Source organism: Campylobacter canis (assembly GCF_045504005.1).
Classification (GTDB): Bacteria; Campylobacterota; Campylobacteria; order Campylobacterales; family Campylobacteraceae; genus Campylobacter_A; species Campylobacter_A canis.
In genome coordinates, this window is sequence record NZ_JBJJXH010000001.1 from 269893 (window position 1) to 284042 (window position 14150).

Annotated in this window: 16 protein-coding genes and 1 pseudogene; 6 read left to right on the forward strand and 11 right to left on the reverse strand. The window is 38.9% G+C overall.

Annotated elements, in window-relative coordinates; all coding sequences use genetic code 11:
• Nucleotides 1-27: 27 nt before the first annotated feature.
• The 7 genes from ACHJH3_RS01370 to ACHJH3_RS01400 all read right to left on the reverse strand — a co-directional run bounded on the left by ACHJH3_RS01370 (nucleotide 28) and on the right by ACHJH3_RS01400 (nucleotide 6172).
• Nucleotides 28-969: an ABC transporter permease gene (locus ACHJH3_RS01370; protein ID WP_407063254.1), complete on the reverse strand. Its 942-nt coding sequence runs from the start codon at nucleotides 967-969 to the stop codon at nucleotides 28-30.
• Nucleotides 962-1708 (reverse strand): ATP-binding cassette domain-containing protein, encoded by a 747-nt coding sequence (locus ACHJH3_RS01375; RefSeq protein ID WP_407063255.1) that lies wholly within the window; start codon nucleotides 1706-1708, stop codon nucleotides 962-964. The genes ACHJH3_RS01370 and ACHJH3_RS01375 overlap by 8 nt, the downstream gene beginning before the upstream one ends.
• Nucleotides 1695-2654, reverse strand: a complete 960-nt coding sequence (locus tag ACHJH3_RS01380; RefSeq protein ID WP_407063256.1) for a sugar ABC transporter substrate-binding protein — start codon at nucleotides 2652-2654, stop codon at nucleotides 1695-1697. The genes ACHJH3_RS01375 and ACHJH3_RS01380 overlap by 14 nt, the downstream gene beginning before the upstream one ends.
• A gap of 21 nt (nucleotides 2655-2675) precedes the next feature.
• A complete protein-coding gene (locus tag ACHJH3_RS01385) occupies nucleotides 2676-3788 on the reverse strand; it encodes a double-cubane-cluster-containing anaerobic reductase (RefSeq protein WP_407063257.1) in 1113 nt (370 codons plus the stop codon).
• On the reverse strand, nucleotides 3785-4546 hold the full coding sequence (locus ACHJH3_RS01390) for an acyl-CoA dehydratase activase (protein ID WP_407063258.1): 762 nt from the start codon (nucleotides 4544-4546) through the stop codon (nucleotides 3785-3787). Before ACHJH3_RS01390 ends, ACHJH3_RS01385 begins: the two co-directional genes overlap by 4 nt.
• Nucleotides 4547-4677: 131 nt before the next feature.
• Nucleotides 4678-5763, reverse strand: a complete 1086-nt coding sequence (locus tag ACHJH3_RS01395; protein ID WP_407063259.1) for a threonine synthase — start codon at nucleotides 5761-5763, stop codon at nucleotides 4678-4680.
• Between the two features lie 31 nt (nucleotides 5764-5794).
• Complete coding sequence (locus tag ACHJH3_RS01400; protein WP_407063260.1) at nucleotides 5795-6172, reverse strand: RidA family protein; 378 nt, start codon at nucleotides 6170-6172, stop codon at nucleotides 5795-5797.
• 152 nt (nucleotides 6173-6324) lie between these two features.
• On the opposite strand from ACHJH3_RS01400, the gene ACHJH3_RS01405 reads away from it, so the two are divergent.
• Complete coding sequence (locus tag ACHJH3_RS01405) at nucleotides 6325-8709, forward strand: heavy metal translocating P-type ATPase (protein WP_407063261.1); 2385 nt, start codon at nucleotides 6325-6327, stop codon at nucleotides 8707-8709.
• Nucleotides 8710-8720: 11 nt separating this feature from the next.
• Nucleotides 8721-8942 carry a cbb3-type cytochrome oxidase assembly protein CcoS gene (ccoS, locus tag ACHJH3_RS01410; protein ID WP_169940028.1) on the forward strand — a complete coding sequence of 74 codons (222 nt, stop codon included), beginning with the start codon at nucleotides 8721-8723 and terminating at the stop codon, nucleotides 8940-8942.
• Between the two features lie 4 nt (nucleotides 8943-8946).
• Here ccoS and ACHJH3_RS01415 read toward each other — a convergent pair whose 3' ends face one another.
• The 3 genes from ACHJH3_RS01415 to ACHJH3_RS01425 form a co-directional block, all read right to left on the reverse strand.
• A complete protein-coding gene (locus tag ACHJH3_RS01415; RefSeq protein WP_407063262.1) occupies nucleotides 8947-9249 on the reverse strand; it encodes a c-type cytochrome in 303 nt (100 codons plus the stop codon).
• Nucleotides 9250-9455: 206 nt separating this feature from the next.
• On the reverse strand, nucleotides 9456-9767 hold the full coding sequence (locus ACHJH3_RS01420) for a c-type cytochrome (protein WP_407063263.1): 312 nt from the start codon (nucleotides 9765-9767) through the stop codon (nucleotides 9456-9458).
• Between the two features lie 121 nt (nucleotides 9768-9888).
• Nucleotides 9889-10197 carry a c-type cytochrome gene (locus ACHJH3_RS01425; RefSeq protein WP_169940034.1) on the reverse strand — a complete coding sequence of 103 codons (309 nt, stop codon included), beginning with the start codon at nucleotides 10195-10197 and terminating at the stop codon, nucleotides 9889-9891.
• 120 nt (nucleotides 10198-10317) lie between these two features.
• On the opposite strand from ACHJH3_RS01425, the pseudogene ACHJH3_RS01430 reads away from it, so the two are divergent.
• A pseudogene (locus ACHJH3_RS01430) lies at nucleotides 10318-10449 on the forward strand (D,D-heptose 1,7-bisphosphate phosphatase); the annotation flags it as partial.
• Between the two features lie 40 nt (nucleotides 10450-10489).
• Here ACHJH3_RS01430 and ACHJH3_RS01435 read toward each other — a convergent pair.
• Nucleotides 10490-10945, reverse strand: a complete 456-nt coding sequence (locus ACHJH3_RS01435; RefSeq protein WP_407063264.1) for a glycosyltransferase family 9 protein — start codon at nucleotides 10943-10945, stop codon at nucleotides 10490-10492.
• Nucleotides 10946-11157: 212 nt separating this feature from the next.
• On the opposite strand from ACHJH3_RS01435, the gene ACHJH3_RS01440 reads away from it, so the two are divergent.
• The 3 genes from ACHJH3_RS01440 to ACHJH3_RS01450 are packed head-to-tail and all read left to right on the forward strand — an operon-like array spanning nucleotide 11158 to nucleotide 14142.
• Nucleotides 11158-12177, forward strand: a complete 1020-nt coding sequence (locus ACHJH3_RS01440; protein ID WP_407063265.1) for a 3'-5' exonuclease — start codon at nucleotides 11158-11160, stop codon at nucleotides 12175-12177.
• 55 nt (nucleotides 12178-12232) lie between these two features.
• On the forward strand, nucleotides 12233-13291 hold the full coding sequence (locus tag ACHJH3_RS01445; RefSeq protein WP_407063266.1) for an NAD-dependent epimerase: 1059 nt from the start codon (nucleotides 12233-12235) through the stop codon (nucleotides 13289-13291).
• Nucleotides 13288-14142: a DNA ligase gene (locus ACHJH3_RS01450; protein WP_407063267.1), complete on the forward strand. Its 855-nt coding sequence runs from the start codon at nucleotides 13288-13290 to the stop codon at nucleotides 14140-14142. The genes ACHJH3_RS01445 and ACHJH3_RS01450 overlap by 4 nt, the downstream gene beginning before the upstream one ends.
• The last annotated feature ends 8 nt before the right edge of the window (nucleotides 14143-14150 follow it).

A 14150-nucleotide genomic window follows, 5' to 3' on the forward strand; every position in this document is an offset into this window, starting at 1 on the left:
ATTTATCCTTTGGCGCGCAAAGTTTGATTAGAAGCTGCGCGCTTTGGAATTTTTATCAAATTTAGCGTATATCACGACAGATACGATTATGATAGCTCCGTAAATCACTCGCGTATAAAATGCGTCAAAGCCCATGGCTACGATACCGCTTTCCATTATGCCGATGATTATGCTGCCTATGAGCGTTCCATATACGCTTCCGCTTCCTCCGCTTACGCCCGTACCGCCGATAAAGATCGCCGCAAATACAAGCAACATGTATCCGTCTCCTTGCGTAGGCCACCAGTTGATAAACTCAAGACTCAAGATAATGCTTGCAAGTGCGCTCATCACGCCCATATTGATGAAAAGCAGATATTTGCTCTTAGCAACGTTTATGCTTAGCATTTTGGCGGCTTTTGCGTTATCGCCTGAAAACAAGATATTGTCTCCGAATTTGTGTTTAAAGATCATGATGTAAGTTAGTATCGCCAAAACGGTCGCGATGATTGATTGGGCGGGTATTCCTGCGAGTCTGCCTACAAAAAATTCCTTTAAAAAGCCTTCGGCACTCGCTAAAGATAGCGAAAGTCCTCCGCTTAGCACCACGGCAAGTCCTCGCCAGAAAAACTGAGTTCCGATAGTTGCGATAATGGAAGGTATTTTTGCGTTTATAACCAAAAGTGCGTTAAAAGCTCCGCTAAGTGCACCAAAGCTAAGGCTTGCAAGCGTAGCTAAGGCTAAATTTCCGCTTGCTTTAAAAACGTAAGAAAATACAAATCCGCTCATCGCCATCGTCGCAGGAAAGCTCATGTCAAACTCGCCTGAGATGATAAGAGGAAGCAGGCCAAGGCAGAGTATGAGTATGATAGGCACTGAGGTTAGGTAGCTAAAATAGATGTTTTTGGCTAAAAACACCTCGGGCGAAAAGGCTGCAAACACTCCTAAAATCACAAAAAGTATCGCGGTAATGACTAAGTTTTTACTCATAAAATACCTTGTAGAGTGAATTTAGATCCGAAATTTCGCTTTTGTCCAGTTCTTGCTCTATCACTCCGCTTCTCAAAAGCACGAATTTATCGGCGATATGAAAGGCTTGATTTAAGTTGTGAGTGATGATTATGATGCTTAAATTTTGCTCTTTGAGCTTATCTAAAAATCCCATAAATCGCTCGGTCTCATTTACTCCAAGCGCTGTTGTAGGCTCGTCTAAAATTAAAATTTGTGATTTAAAATAAATCGCTCTAGCTATAGCAAGTCCTTGCTTTTCGCCTCCGCTTAAGTTGCTTGCAAGGCTTGTAGCGTCGATTCCCGCTCCGCTAAAACCCATGAATTCTTTTAAAATTTGATTTGAAATTTCTATCTCTTTTTTCTTATCGATAAGACCGAATTTCGTGATATGACGAGTGGCGAATATGTTTCGATAAATCTCTTGAGAAAGCCCGAGCGAGCTATCTTGAAAGACTACTTCCATGCCTAAATTTCTAGCTTGTAGCAGGTCAAATTCTCCTTGCTTTATAGGAGTATCAAGCACGCTAAAGCTATCAAATTTATCAAACCTATCATAACCGCAAAGGCACTTGATAAGAGTTGATTTGCCCGCTCCGTTATCGCCTAAAAGAGCGATTGTCTCGCTCTTTTTTAGGTTAAAATTTATGCCTTTTAAAATTTTGGTATTTCCAAAACTTTTAAAAGCGTTTTTAAGCTCTATCGCGTTATCTGATGCCATTTTTTACTAAAGGCTCGATAAGAGCGATATTTTTAGAGGTTATAAATCCACCTCCCGTATCAACCTTAAATCCTGAAAATCCGTATTTTTTGCTCATTACGATTTGCACGACGCTAAAATATCCTTGAAAAAACGGCTGCGCGTCGGCAACTAGGTCGATTGAGCCGTCTTTAATCCCTGCAATCGTGGCAGGAGAGAGCGAAAATCCTGCGATGTTTAGCTTTTCTTTATCCAAATTTAAGCTTTTCATGAATTGCGGTGATTGCGCCGTTAGCGCACCGTGATCAAGCACTACAAGCTTGGTATCGGGATGCTTTGCCATGTAAGCGCCAAACACACTAAGCCCTAAGCTTGGGTCTTTGTTTATCTCAGGTGAAATTTCGATGTATTCTACCTTTAAACCTTTTTCTTTAAACACCTCAAGCATAGCCTTTGCTCTAAGACCTCTTACAGGCATGCTAAGCAAGCCCCAAACCATCACCTTTTCGCCGCTTTTCATATCAAATTTTTGCACAGCTTCGTGCGCCATAGCCTTGCCGCTTTCGTAGTTGTTGCTTCCCGTGTAGCCAAATCCGCTTGACTTAAAGGCTTCTAGGCTTTTTGGAAGCTCGGTGTCTATGCTTGTTACATTTATGCCTTTTTCTATCGCATTTTTGATAAGCGGCTGATATAGCTCGTCTCCCGGATGACCCATCACTATGATGCCGTCAGGCGATGTTGCGACGGCGTTTTTGAAATTTTCAACCATCTTGTTTGGATCCCACTCGGAATATACCACCTTAAGATCGACATTTAGGTCTTTTGCCGCCATTTTTGCGCCGTTTGAGATAACGCTTGAGAAGTTATCGCCGATACTTCCGGCTTCAAAATAAACTTTAAGCTTATCGCTTGCCGTAACCGAGCCCGCAAGCAGTAAGCAACTTAGTAAAATGCTCTTAAATTTCATATTTTCTCCTTAAAATTTTGTTTATAAAAGCTCTATAAAAGCCTCTAGTCTTGTACGTATTTGTCCGCTGTCTTGCCTGGAATAATCAGTCTCTAAACTCATATAATTCGCACCCGCCTCCTTACTAGCTTCTCTTATTTTATTTGTCTCTATAGCGTATGTATGACATCCGCTTAAAACTATATCTATGACGCCGTCTGCGCTGTATTCTTTTATAAATTCTTTGATGATTTGCGCTCTTTTGTCGTTTTTATACATCACCGAACATGGAATTTCAAGATATCTTTTAGCGATATTTTCTATCAAATTTCCTTCTTCTTCGACCAAATTTCGGTAATTTTTCGTTCCGACGCAGTTTTCAAAAGCGACCACGTCAGCGCCTAAATTTTCTATCTGTTTTATTATTTTTTCATACACTCCGCCGCTTGGACAGCCGGTTATGATTATACGCTTTTTATCTGAAATTTTAGCTTCTAAATTTTGTTTAGTTGCCTCTATAAAGGCTTTTAGAGTTTTTATCTTCTCTTTTTTATCGTAAATAAATTCGCTTGCAAATAGTATCTCGTGAAGTTCGCTACCTTTAATAGGGCTTGGGATGGCCTTGTTTAGCTCCATCAGCTCACACATCAGCTCGCGCTCCTCGTTGTGGATTTTTACCGCTTCAAGGAGCTTTTCTTGGGTTATCTTAGCTTTGAATTTCTCTTGTAAAAACTCCTTAAAGCTTATTAGCTCGTCCTTCCAAAGAGCCAGCGAGCGCTTATTTGTCATATTTGGAAGCTCTAAAACATACACCGGCTTGTGGTTTGCAAGCAGCTCATACATCTTCTTTTTGCCGTCGCAAGTAGTCTCTCCCACGATGATATCGCTTGCGTTCATATAAGGGCATTTTTTGCTAACCGCATATCCGTAGCTTGCCTTTATAAGCGGACAGAGATTTCTTGGAAGCTCTTTATGCGCGATATTTATAGGGCTTTCGTCATTTGCACAAATACTAACGGCAACTCCGCCTGCGGCGTATATCAGCTCTTTTGGCGAATATGTACAAAACGTGCCTATTATAGGCTTGCCCTCTGCTTTTAAATTTTGCAGTTCAAAGGAGTTGCGTTTTTTAAGTTTTTCAAAATCCATTCTCATGATTTTTCCTTTTTAAGTCCGATCAGGCTAGCTCCCATCGCTCCGCAAAATATCGCATTTTCATCGGTAAAAACTTCTCTTTGCAAGTGATTTGCGAGCAAATTTTTAAAAAGACTTACTCTGCTAAGCCCGCCGCTTAAAAAGTAAATTTCACTCTCTAGTCTTTTGGTTAAGGAGGCTACCTTTTGAGCGGACGAATCGATGATACCGTAAGCGATTTGCGTTTTATCTACGCCGTTTGCCATTAGCGAGATTATTTCTGATTCGGCAAATACGGTACAAGTGGAGCTTAGTTTGATATTTAAATTTTTCTTTGCAGTGGCGTAAAGTTCGTTTATATCAAGCCCGAGACGATTTGCCATAACTTCGATAAATTTGCCCGTTCCTGCGGAGCATTTATCGTTCATTATAAAGTCTTCAGGCCTGTTTACTACGATTTTGATAGCCTTTGTGTCTTGCCCGCCTACGTCGATTACCGTGCAGTCTTTCGGGAATAAAAAATTCGCCCCCAATGCGTGACATAAAATTTCAGTCGTAGTAAAATTTGCGTATTTAACGCTTACTCTGCCGTATCCTGTTGCGGTTATGAAGCTTGGGGAGTAGTTTTTCTCTTTTAGAATTTCATAAATTTCATCCGCTATTTTTACCCCGCTAAATCCCGTAGGGCGTAAAAACAACTCTGTGAATTTTTGATCGTTTTTATTAAAAACAGCCACTTTTGTAGATGTCGAGCCGATGTCTATACCGATGAGATACATTGTGTGCCTTGCGTTTGTGTTTCTAACCTTAGAACTTGCAAAATTGTAACAAAGTAATGATGTTTTGTCAAACGATAAATTTAGGATATGAGCGCATATCCTAAATTTTAAATTTGCTTAATCAATCAAAATTAGTGTTCGCTTTTAACCCCTGCGCCGCAAAGTGAGATAATGCTGTCTCCTACGATCTCGTGAGTTTTTACATACTTTTCATACGCGGCATATATCGCAGCCGTAGTATGCTCTACGTAAAATCCGTTTCGCGCCAAGCTCTTTCTAGCAGGCAAAATCGCACTTTCGGGTATCGTTATCACCTCGCGCTCGCCTGCGTATTTGCTTGTTAAAATTTCACGCCCTCTCATCGGCTTTCCTATGGCTATGCCTTCAGCTTCGGTCGGCTTTACGACGATATCAAGCGGCTTATCTTTAGCGCCGAAAAATGGAGCGCAATTTTCGCTTTGTACGATAAAAATTTTAGGCAGCTTTTTTATAAGCCCCGCTTCAAAAAGCTCCGTAAGTGCAAGCTCACAGCCGATTAGCAGCGTTCCATTTCCAACAGGCAAGAAGAAGTTATCAGGCACACGTCCGAGCTGCTCGTAAATTTCATACACGTAAGTTTTGGTGCCTTGATAAAAGATCGGATTATAGACGTGATTTGCGTAATAAATGCCTTCATCTCGAGCTTTTTTACGGCATGCATCGGCCGTTTCGTCGCGAGTTCCGTCAAACACCGTTGCCGTAGCGCCAAAAGCTTTTATCATGTTTATCTTTTTTTCAGACGTGCCTTTAGGGACGTAAATTTCACACTCAATCCCCGCTCTAGCGCAATAGGCAGCAACCGAATTTCCGGCATTTCCGCTACTGTCTTGAAGGACTTTTTTAACTCCTATACTCTTGCAAAGCCAGATAAGAAGTGCCGCTCCGCGATCTTTAAACGAAAGCGTAGGCATCGCATAATCAAGCTTAAAATAAAGCTTATCGTCAAATTTAACGCATGCCGTCATGCCCTCGCCAAGCGTGATCTGCTTCCAAATTTCATTTTGAAGCGGCATAAATTTGCGGTAGCGAAATAGGCTAAATTCGCTCTTATCCACAAGATCAAGCGATAATTTAGGCGGAGTAAATTTAAGCTCGTAAAGCCCACCGCACTTGCACTCAAAGTTTAAATTTTCAAGCGAAGCCTCGCTGCCACAACTTGTGCATTTGAAATTTGCCATTTTTATTCCTTATGAATTTGATATTTTAAGCCTAAATCATCGCCACTTGAGCTTCTATCTCAACTAGGCAGCCAAAATGAAGTGCCGAGGTAGGCACGACTACGCGCGCAGGTTTATGCTCACCAAAAAACTTCGCATACTCATCGTCTATATCGTCCCAAAACGCTATATCGGGCGTATAAACTCTGCACATTATCACGTTTTCTTTTTTGGCTCCAGCTTCAGTTAAAACCGCTTGTAAATTTGCAAGCGCCTGCCTAGCATGCTCTCTAGCGCCGCCTTTTGGCAATTGCATGGTTGCCGTGTCGATGCTAAGCTGACCTGAGACATAAAGTATGCCGTTATACTCTATAGCGGGGGTGTAGTGAGCCTTTCTGTTTTTTGAATTTTGAGTCTCTATCTTTTTCAAATTCGCTCCTTTGATGAAAATTATCAAAATTTACAACCTTTTTTATAAATTCTATGTAAAATTTGGCTTGATATACAAATTTGATTTAACCTTAAAATCAAAACATTAGCTGTATAATTTACAAATCTAAATTTGAAAGAAAAATGTAATTCATGAGTAAAACCAAGTGCGCGCATTGTCATCAGAGCTTTGAAGATAGCGTTATGATTGAATCCGGCGACAATAAATTTTGTTGTAACGGCTGTAAAAGCGTATTTGAAATTCTTTCTTCCAGCGGACTGAGTGAGTTTTACGATCGTCTTGGTAAAAATGTCTTAAGTCCAGTTAAGTCTAGCGCTCAAAAATATGAAAATTTAGAATTGGCTTATCAAAATTATGTAAAAAACGAGAATGGATTTAGCAAAATTTCACTCGTGATAGACGGCATTCACTGCGCAGCTTGTATCTGGCTAAATGAAAAAGTTTTATTTAACACCAAAGGAATTTTAGAAGCCAATATAAATTCGTTAAATAATAAAGCCACTATCGTTTGGGATGAGAGTGAGACGAATTTGTCCGAAATTTTAAGGCTTATAAGATCTATCGGATATGACGCTTACGCTTACGATCCAAGCCGCGAAGAGGAGTATATAACCAATAAAAGGCGAGAATTTTACGCAAAGCTTTTGGTGGGGATTTTTGCCACTATGAACATAATGTGGCTAAGTGTTGCAAAATACGGCGGTTATTTTACGGGCATAAGAGATGACGTAAAGGCCGTTTTAAGCTTTGCGGAGTTTGTTTTGGCTACTCCGGTGCTTTTTTATACGGGAAGCGGTTTTTTTAAAGGCGCGCTTGCAGCGATTAAAAATAGAAGACAAAATATGGATTTGCTTATCGCTTCAGGTGCGCTTTCGGCTTATATATTTTCGATATATGCGATGTTTTCAAGGAGCGGCGAGGTTTATTTTGATTCGGTTGCGATGATAATTACTTTCGTATTTATCGGCAAGTACCTAGAAGTCTTAAGCAAAAAGCGAGCAGGAGATACTCTTGATAGCCTAAATTCGATGGTGTCAAGCAAGGTTAGCGTAAAGACGGAGGGTAAAACCTCGCTTAAAGATGTAAGCGAAGTGCAAATAGGCGATATAATCGTGCTTAGAGCGGGCGAGCGCGCACTTATAGACGGTGTGGTAACTAGCGGCTCTGCCAGTTTTGATTATTCAAGTCTTACGGGCGAAAGCTCGGCGGTTTTTAAAGAAAAAAACGATCCTTTAAACAGCGGTTCCATATGTCTTGACGGGTTTATTGAGTATGAAGCAAGCGCTAAATTTAGCGACTCGACTCTTAGTAAGATCATTCATCTGCTTGAAAAAGCCATAACCAAAAAGCCTCACATAGAAAAGCTTGCCAATGAAATTTCAAGCAAATTTTCAAGCGTTATTATGATTTTAAGTGCGATTACGTTTTGTTTTTGGCTTTGGCATACGGGCTCTTTTGAAGCGGCTTTGATCGTGGGAATTTCGGTCGTAGTCATTGCTTGTCCTTGCGCGCTTGGACTTGCAACTCCCGTTAGTACGCTTGTGGGGCTTGGGGTGGGGTTTAAAAAGGGCGTGATATTTAAAGAGGCTAAGGTGCTTGAAAGCCTCGCAAAATGCGATACGATAGTGTTTGATAAAACAGGAACCATAACCACCGGCAAGATGGCGGTGGATAAATTTGAGAGTTTTAGCCGGTATGATATAAATTTGCTCTACTCTCTTGCAAAAAGCTCGTCTCATCCTGTAAGTGTAGCCGTTAGCGAGTATTTGAAGGCGGAATTCGACGCTCTTAAAATTTATGATTTGCAAAATTTTAAAAACATCGAGGCAAAAGGCGTTAGCGCTAAATTTAACGGAAGCGAAATTTATGCGGGCAGTGAGCGATTTATGCTGGAGCTTGGGATAAATTTGCGCAAAGAGAGCAGGGGAACTAATTATTATTTTGCCATTGATGGTCAAATAGCGGCAAAATTTGAACTAAGCGATAATATAAGAAGCGGCGCAAAGGAGTGCTTTGATGCCTTAAGACAGGCTAAATTTAGGATCGTAATGCTAACGGGCGATAATGAATTTGCGGCTCAAAAAGTGGCTAATGAGCTTGGTATAAAGGAGTTTAAGGCAAACTGCTTGCCTGTGGATAAGGCTAACTTCATAGAGAATTTAACTCAAAGTGGAAAAAAGGTCGTGATGGTCGGAGACGGGATAAACGATGCGCTTGCGCTAAGTTACGCTAATGTCGCTATCTGCCTTGGAAGCGGGGCTGATGTGAGCTTGCAAAGAAGCGATGCAGTGCTTATGAAGGATGATTTAAATTTGCTAAAAGAGGCTATTTGGCTTGCCAAGAGAACCTTTAGGGCGATAAATCAAAATTTGGCTTTTTCGCTTGTTTATAACGCGCTAACTATCCCACTTGCTATGGCAGGGTATGTTTCGCCCGTGGTTGCGGCGGTTTCAATGTCGTTAAGCTCGGTCGTGGTGGTGCTAAATTCAATGCGTATTAGGCAAAATTCGAGGTAAATGAGTACAGAATGGATATAAGTATAATAGCTTTAATGATAGGCGTTTCGACTCTGCTTGGAGCCTTTGGACTATTTGCTCTACTTTGGGGGCTTAAGACTAGGCAGTTTGAGGACTATCGTAAATTTTTAGACGGAACGAAATATGACGGCGAAGATGCGCTAAATGACGCTTATAAAATGGAGTTAAAACAAAAAGAGGCGACCAAAAAAGGTTATAGGCCGCCTGATTGATGGATTATTTTAAAGTTTCTATGAAGTCGTTAACCGCTTTTAGATCTTCTGCGCTTAAGCTTCTAACCTGAGTTTTCATAACAGCACCCATACCGTAAGTATTGTTTGTGCCTTCTTTATAGCCTTCAAGAGCTTTTAAACGATCCTCTTTAGATACCGAAACAAGTGGCGGAACTTTGTTCGCATACTTTTTTTCGGCAGATTGACCATGACAGGCTACGCATTTTTTATAAATTTCCGCACCGTCAGCTGCGTATAGAGATGAGCCTAGTAAGCAGGCAGCCGCCAAAATATATACTTTTTTCATTTTGTATCCTTATTTGATAAAAATCGGAGCTTATTATATTCTTAATTTTCTTAAAGTAAGTTGTAAAAAGAAACTAAAATGTTATATGAAATTTGTATTTAAAATTTTATAAATTTATATGTAAATAAGTGTTTTCTTTTTGATTCCGCAGGAAGCATTAAAAGCCGAATTTGCAGGGCTTTTAATGATTATGTAATGCTTTAAATTTATTTTGAATCTTTCAAAGACTCTATAAAATCATTTACCGCAATTAGCTCTTCCATACTTAAGTGTTTTACTTGATCGCTCATCGCGCTACCCATTCCGTATCTGCTTTGAGTGCCGTATTTGTAGCCCTCAAGCGCTTTTAAGCGTCTTTCTTTGGATATTTTGATGATAGGCGAGGCTTTGTAGTGGTATTTTAAATCGCCCTTTTCTCCGTGACAGCCGGCGCATTGTTTATAAATTTCAGCTCCGTCTGCAGCGTATAAATAATAGCTAAGCGTTAAAATTACGGCAAAAGCAGATGATTTTTTCATTAAAAATGTCCTTGTTTTAAATTTTAAGAGCTTATTATAGTTTGATTTTGTAAATCTAAGAATGAAAAAGAAATGAAAATGTAATTATAAAGAGAGAAAAAGGCGGAAAATCCGCCTATGGTTATTTTTTTAGAGTTGTTATATACTCTGAAACAGCTTCCATATCAGCTTCACTCATTGGAGCTACGATAGGTTTCATCATAGCTGCTGAGTTAAATTTGTTCAAAGTACCTGCTTTGTAAGCTTTAAGAGCCTCTACCATCTCTTCTTTTGAAAGAGTTGTAAGAACAGGAACCTTATTTAGGAAAGATTTCTCAGCTTTAGGACCGTGACAGGCAACACATTTTTTGTAAAGCGTAGCGCCGTCGGCAGCAAAGAGGCTTGAAGCAAGAAGCGCTGCAGCACCTGAAACGATAAGTAATTTTTTCATTTTATCCCCTTTAGTAAAATATCGGGCGCATTATAATATAAAAAGATTAACGTTAGTATATATTTTGTAAATATTTACCGCTCTTCTTAAATTTTAGCAATTTTAAGTATAATTTAACTCATGAATGATTGCAAAATCCAAAAAGCCATATTTTTAGATCGCGACGGCGTTATAAACGAGGATTTCGGCTATGTTTACGAGATTGAAAATTTTATCTTTAAGGATGGAATTTTTAAAGCGGTTCAAGGCTTTATGAATTATTTTATGCCCATACGCCTATTGAAGAGTCAAATTAAATATTTTTCACACATTTTAATGCTTCTATGATCTGATTTTCTATACTTTTATCGCTGTTTGGTAAAATTTTATGTGTTATAAGGTTGTTGATTTTTTTATTGTTTGTTTTATACCCAATTATATTTTTTATTTTTGCATATTTTGCTATGATAATATTTTTATTACTTTGATTTATCACTATTGCAATTTTGTACTTTTCTTTTTTGATTGAAAAAATAAATTTTAATTCATAAAATAGTCTCTTTATAAATATATCTTGTTTATTAATAATTGGGTAAATATGCGTTTTTAAAATTGATTCGTTATTGTACTTGTTATTTTCACTAGTGGCCAAACATATATCTATTTGCAAATTTATTTCTCTAATTAAATTTGTAATAAAATTAAACTGTATGATATTTTCGGTTGAGCCTATATTCATTATTAAGATTTTATTTTTTTTATTTTTCATTCTTTTGCTTCTTCTAAATATAATTTATCATTTTTATCTGAGTTTATTTCCATAAACAATGTTTTTTAAAATCAGGATTTAACATTTTTTGATAAAAACTTAACTATAAACAATAAATGCTTAAATTTGAGCCTTTAAAATCAGAATTCATTTACCGCTTTGTCTTAAAATTTGATATGATTTTACAAATATTTGGCTAAAAAAGGTTTGAAATGGCTAAAAATTATATCTGCGTGTTTGACTGCGAGACCATCCCAGATGTGGCGCTTTTACGCCAAATTTATGGCTATAAGGGCGATGATTTAAGCGTTTGTAAGCAGGCGTTTGCAGCTCAAAAAGAACTTAGCGGAAGCGAGTTTTTGCCAGTGTGTTTTCATAAGGTTGTTGCTATCTCTGCTGTTATGGCGGATGAATTTGGTAAATTTTTGCGAGTTAGCACGATGAAAGGAGCCAATGAGCATGAAATTTTGGCTAAATTTATAGGATTTTTAAACGAACACAACCCTCGCTTAGTTAGCTTTAACGGGCGAGGATTTGATCTGCCTATGATAATGGTGCGTGCCATGAGGTATAATCTTTCAAGTCCGGCTTACTTCGAGAGTGAAAATAAAGAGCTTAACAAAAACAAATGGGAGAACTACCGAAGCCGTTATGATGGACGATTTCATCTTGATTTGCTTGATCATATCAGTGATTTTCGCGCCGTTAGCGGACTTAAGCTTGATACGCTTTGTGCGAGCTTAAATTTGCCGGGCAAATACGACGTGCATGGCGATCAGGTAACTGATATGTTTTTTAGAGGTGAGCTTGCCAAGATAAATGAATACTGCGAATCAGACACTTTAAATACATATTGGCTTTTCCTTAAATACGAGCTCTTGCGCGGAAATTTAACGAGCGAGGATTATGCTGATTTCCTAGCCGCAATGAGTGAATTTTTACTTAAAAACTGCCCTGAGATGAGTTATACTCCGGTTTTTTGCGAGGCTGTGGATATGGAGCTTGCGAGATTAAGAGGTGAGCTTGATTATGAGATTACGGATCGCCAAGAGGACGCTTGGGATGAGACTTGTGAAGAGTTTGAGGCTGTTGATGTCGGCAAGCTTGATGAGCATTTGGCAAAGAGCGGTCTTGAAGGCTTAGTAAAAAAGGGAGGCGAGGTTAAATTAAAATCAAAAGCCGAGCCTAAATTTGAAGAAAAACTACCAGAGATAAATATCGACGAGGAGTAGTTGCGTCTTTTAAATTTAGACGGAATTTATATGCTTAAATCAAAAAGGAATACAGATGAAAATTTTATTAACGGGAACTGCGGGATTTATCGGATATCACCTGTCTTTAGCGCTTGCAAAGCGTGGCGATGAGGTCGTGGGGTTTGATAATATAAATGACTATTATGATGTAAAATTAAAATATGCAAGGCTTGAAAACGCGGGCTTTAGCAGACAAGATATCAAAGAAAATGAGCTCATAACATCTAAAAAATATCCGAATTTACATTTTATTAAAGCTGATTTAGCTGATTTGGTCGTGCTTGAGAGGCTTTTTAGCGAATTTAAATTCGATTGTGTCGTAAATTTAGCCGCTCAAGCCGGAGTTCGCTACTCGCTAATCAACCCTCATGCTTATGTGCAAAGCAATCTGGTCGGCTTTGTAAATTTACTTGAGTGCGCGCGCAAATTTGAGCTTAAAAATTTTGTCTACGCAAGCTCAAGCTCGGTTTATGGATTAAACGAAACGATGCCTTTTAGCACTCAGCACAGCACCGAACATCCTATAAGCTTATATGCCGCAAGCAAAAAGAGCAATGAGCTTATGGCGCACACTTATAGCCATCTTTTTGGCTTGCCGACTACGGGACTTAGGTTTTTTACGGTGTATGGACCTTGGGGGCGACCTGATATGGCTTTGTTTTTATTTGTCGATGCGGCGCTTAAAAATAAGGAGATAGACGTCTTTAATCATGGAAAGATGAAGCGTGATTTTACTTATATCGATGACATTGTAAAAGGCATAATCAAATGCGTGGATAATCCTGCGCGCAAAAACGAATCTTGGAGCGGTTTAAATCCCGATCCCGCCACATCAAAAGCGCCTTATAAAATTTACAATATCGGCAATAATAATCCTGTTGAGCTGATGGATTATATAAAGGCTATCGAGATAAAAATCGGGCGCGAGATAAAGAAAAATTTCATGCCTATACAAGCTGGTGACGTGCCTGCTACATATGCGGACGTAAGCGGGCTGATCAACGACTTTGATTATAAGCCAAGCACAAGCGTAAATGATGGAGTAGCGAAATTTATAGAGTGGTATGTGGAATTTTACGGGGTTAAGATTTGAGAATTTTTACTCTTGTTTTGCTGTTTTTTGCTGCTCTTGTTCTGCCTTCTTTGGCTGGCGAGCAAGCAAGTAAAAACACAAAATTTGAGCTTTTAAAGCTTAGCGAATTTGACCAAAGAGGCGTAAGCGGGTATCTAGTAAGCGAAAAGCTTGACGGCGTTAGAGCTTATTGGGACGGAGAAAATTTACTCTCAAGAAGCGGTAAAAAGATAAACGCTCCTAAAAATTTCATTTTGAATTTTCCGCCTTTTGCGCTTGACGGTGAGCTTTATACAAAGCGAGGCGAGTTTGAAAAAATCCAGTCGATAGTGATGGATAAAAACCCAGATGAAAAGTCTTGGCAAGAGATAAAATTTTACGTTTTTGACGCTCCAAGCAGTGAAAAGGAACTGCTTAAACGCCTTGAAAAACTTGAAAATTTTCTATCAAAAAATGAGATTAGTGGCGAAAAAATAAAGATAATCAAGCAGATAAAATTAAGAGATAATGCCCATCTTGAAGAAATTTTAGATGAGATAATTGCACTTGGCGGCGAAGGTGTAGTAGTTCGTAAGCCAAATTTAGCCTATTATCACGGCAGAAGTAAAAACGATATGAAATATAAAAAATTTAAGGACGCAGAATGCGAAGTCGTTTCGCTTAATGAAGGCAGCGGTAAGCTTAAAGGCAAATTAGGCTCTGTAACCTGCGAAAAGAGCGACAAAAAGCGCTTTAAGATAGGCTCAGGTTTTAGCGATGAGGAGCGAATAAATCCGCCAAAAATAGGCGAAATAATAACATATAAATTTCAAAATTTAACCGCAAACGGAATTCCTAGATTTCCTGTTTTTGTAAGAGTTAGAAAGGATTAAGAAGCCGT

Excerpts from the sequence above, each read along its gene's own strand:
- ACHJH3_RS01370 (WP_407063254.1), bottom strand. The coding sequence starts at position 969 with ATGAGTAAAAACTTAGTCATTACCGCGATACTTTTTGTGATTTTAGGA.
- ACHJH3_RS01375 (WP_407063255.1), bottom strand. The coding sequence starts at position 1,708 with ATGGCATCAGATAACGCGATAGAGCTTAAAAACGCTTTTAAAAGTTTT.
- ACHJH3_RS01380 (WP_407063256.1), bottom strand. The coding sequence starts at position 2,654 with ATGAAATTTAAGAGCATTTTACTAAGTTGCTTACTGCTTGCGGGCTCG.
- ACHJH3_RS01385 (WP_407063257.1), bottom strand. The coding sequence starts at position 3,788 with ATGAGAATGGATTTTGAAAAACTTAAAAAACGCAACTCCTTTGAACTG.
- ACHJH3_RS01390 (WP_407063258.1), bottom strand. The coding sequence starts at position 4,546 with ATGTATCTCATCGGTATAGACATCGGCTCGACATCTACAAAAGTGGCT.
- ACHJH3_RS01395 (WP_407063259.1), bottom strand. The coding sequence starts at position 5,763 with ATGGCAAATTTCAAATGCACAAGTTGTGGCAGCGAGGCTTCGCTTGAA.
- ACHJH3_RS01405 (WP_407063261.1), top strand. The coding sequence starts at position 6,325 with ATGAGTAAAACCAAGTGCGCGCATTGTCATCAGAGCTTTGAAGATAGC.
- ccoS (WP_169940028.1), top strand. The coding sequence starts at position 8,721 with ATGGATATAAGTATAATAGCTTTAATGATAGGCGTTTCGACTCTGCTT.
- ACHJH3_RS01415 (WP_407063262.1), bottom strand. The coding sequence starts at position 9,249 with ATGAAAAAAGTATATATTTTGGCGGCTGCCTGCTTACTAGGCTCATCT.
- ACHJH3_RS01420 (WP_407063263.1), bottom strand. The coding sequence starts at position 9,767 with ATGAAAAAATCATCTGCTTTTGCCGTAATTTTAACGCTTAGCTATTAT.
- ACHJH3_RS01425 (WP_169940034.1), bottom strand. The coding sequence starts at position 10,197 with ATGAAAAAATTACTTATCGTTTCAGGTGCTGCAGCGCTTCTTGCTTCA.
- ACHJH3_RS01435 (WP_407063264.1), bottom strand. The coding sequence starts at position 10,945 with ATGAAAAATAAAAAAAATAAAATCTTAATAATGAATATAGGCTCAACC.
- ACHJH3_RS01440 (WP_407063265.1), top strand. The coding sequence starts at position 11,158 with ATGGCTAAAAATTATATCTGCGTGTTTGACTGCGAGACCATCCCAGAT.
- ACHJH3_RS01445 (WP_407063266.1), top strand. The coding sequence starts at position 12,233 with ATGAAAATTTTATTAACGGGAACTGCGGGATTTATCGGATATCACCTG.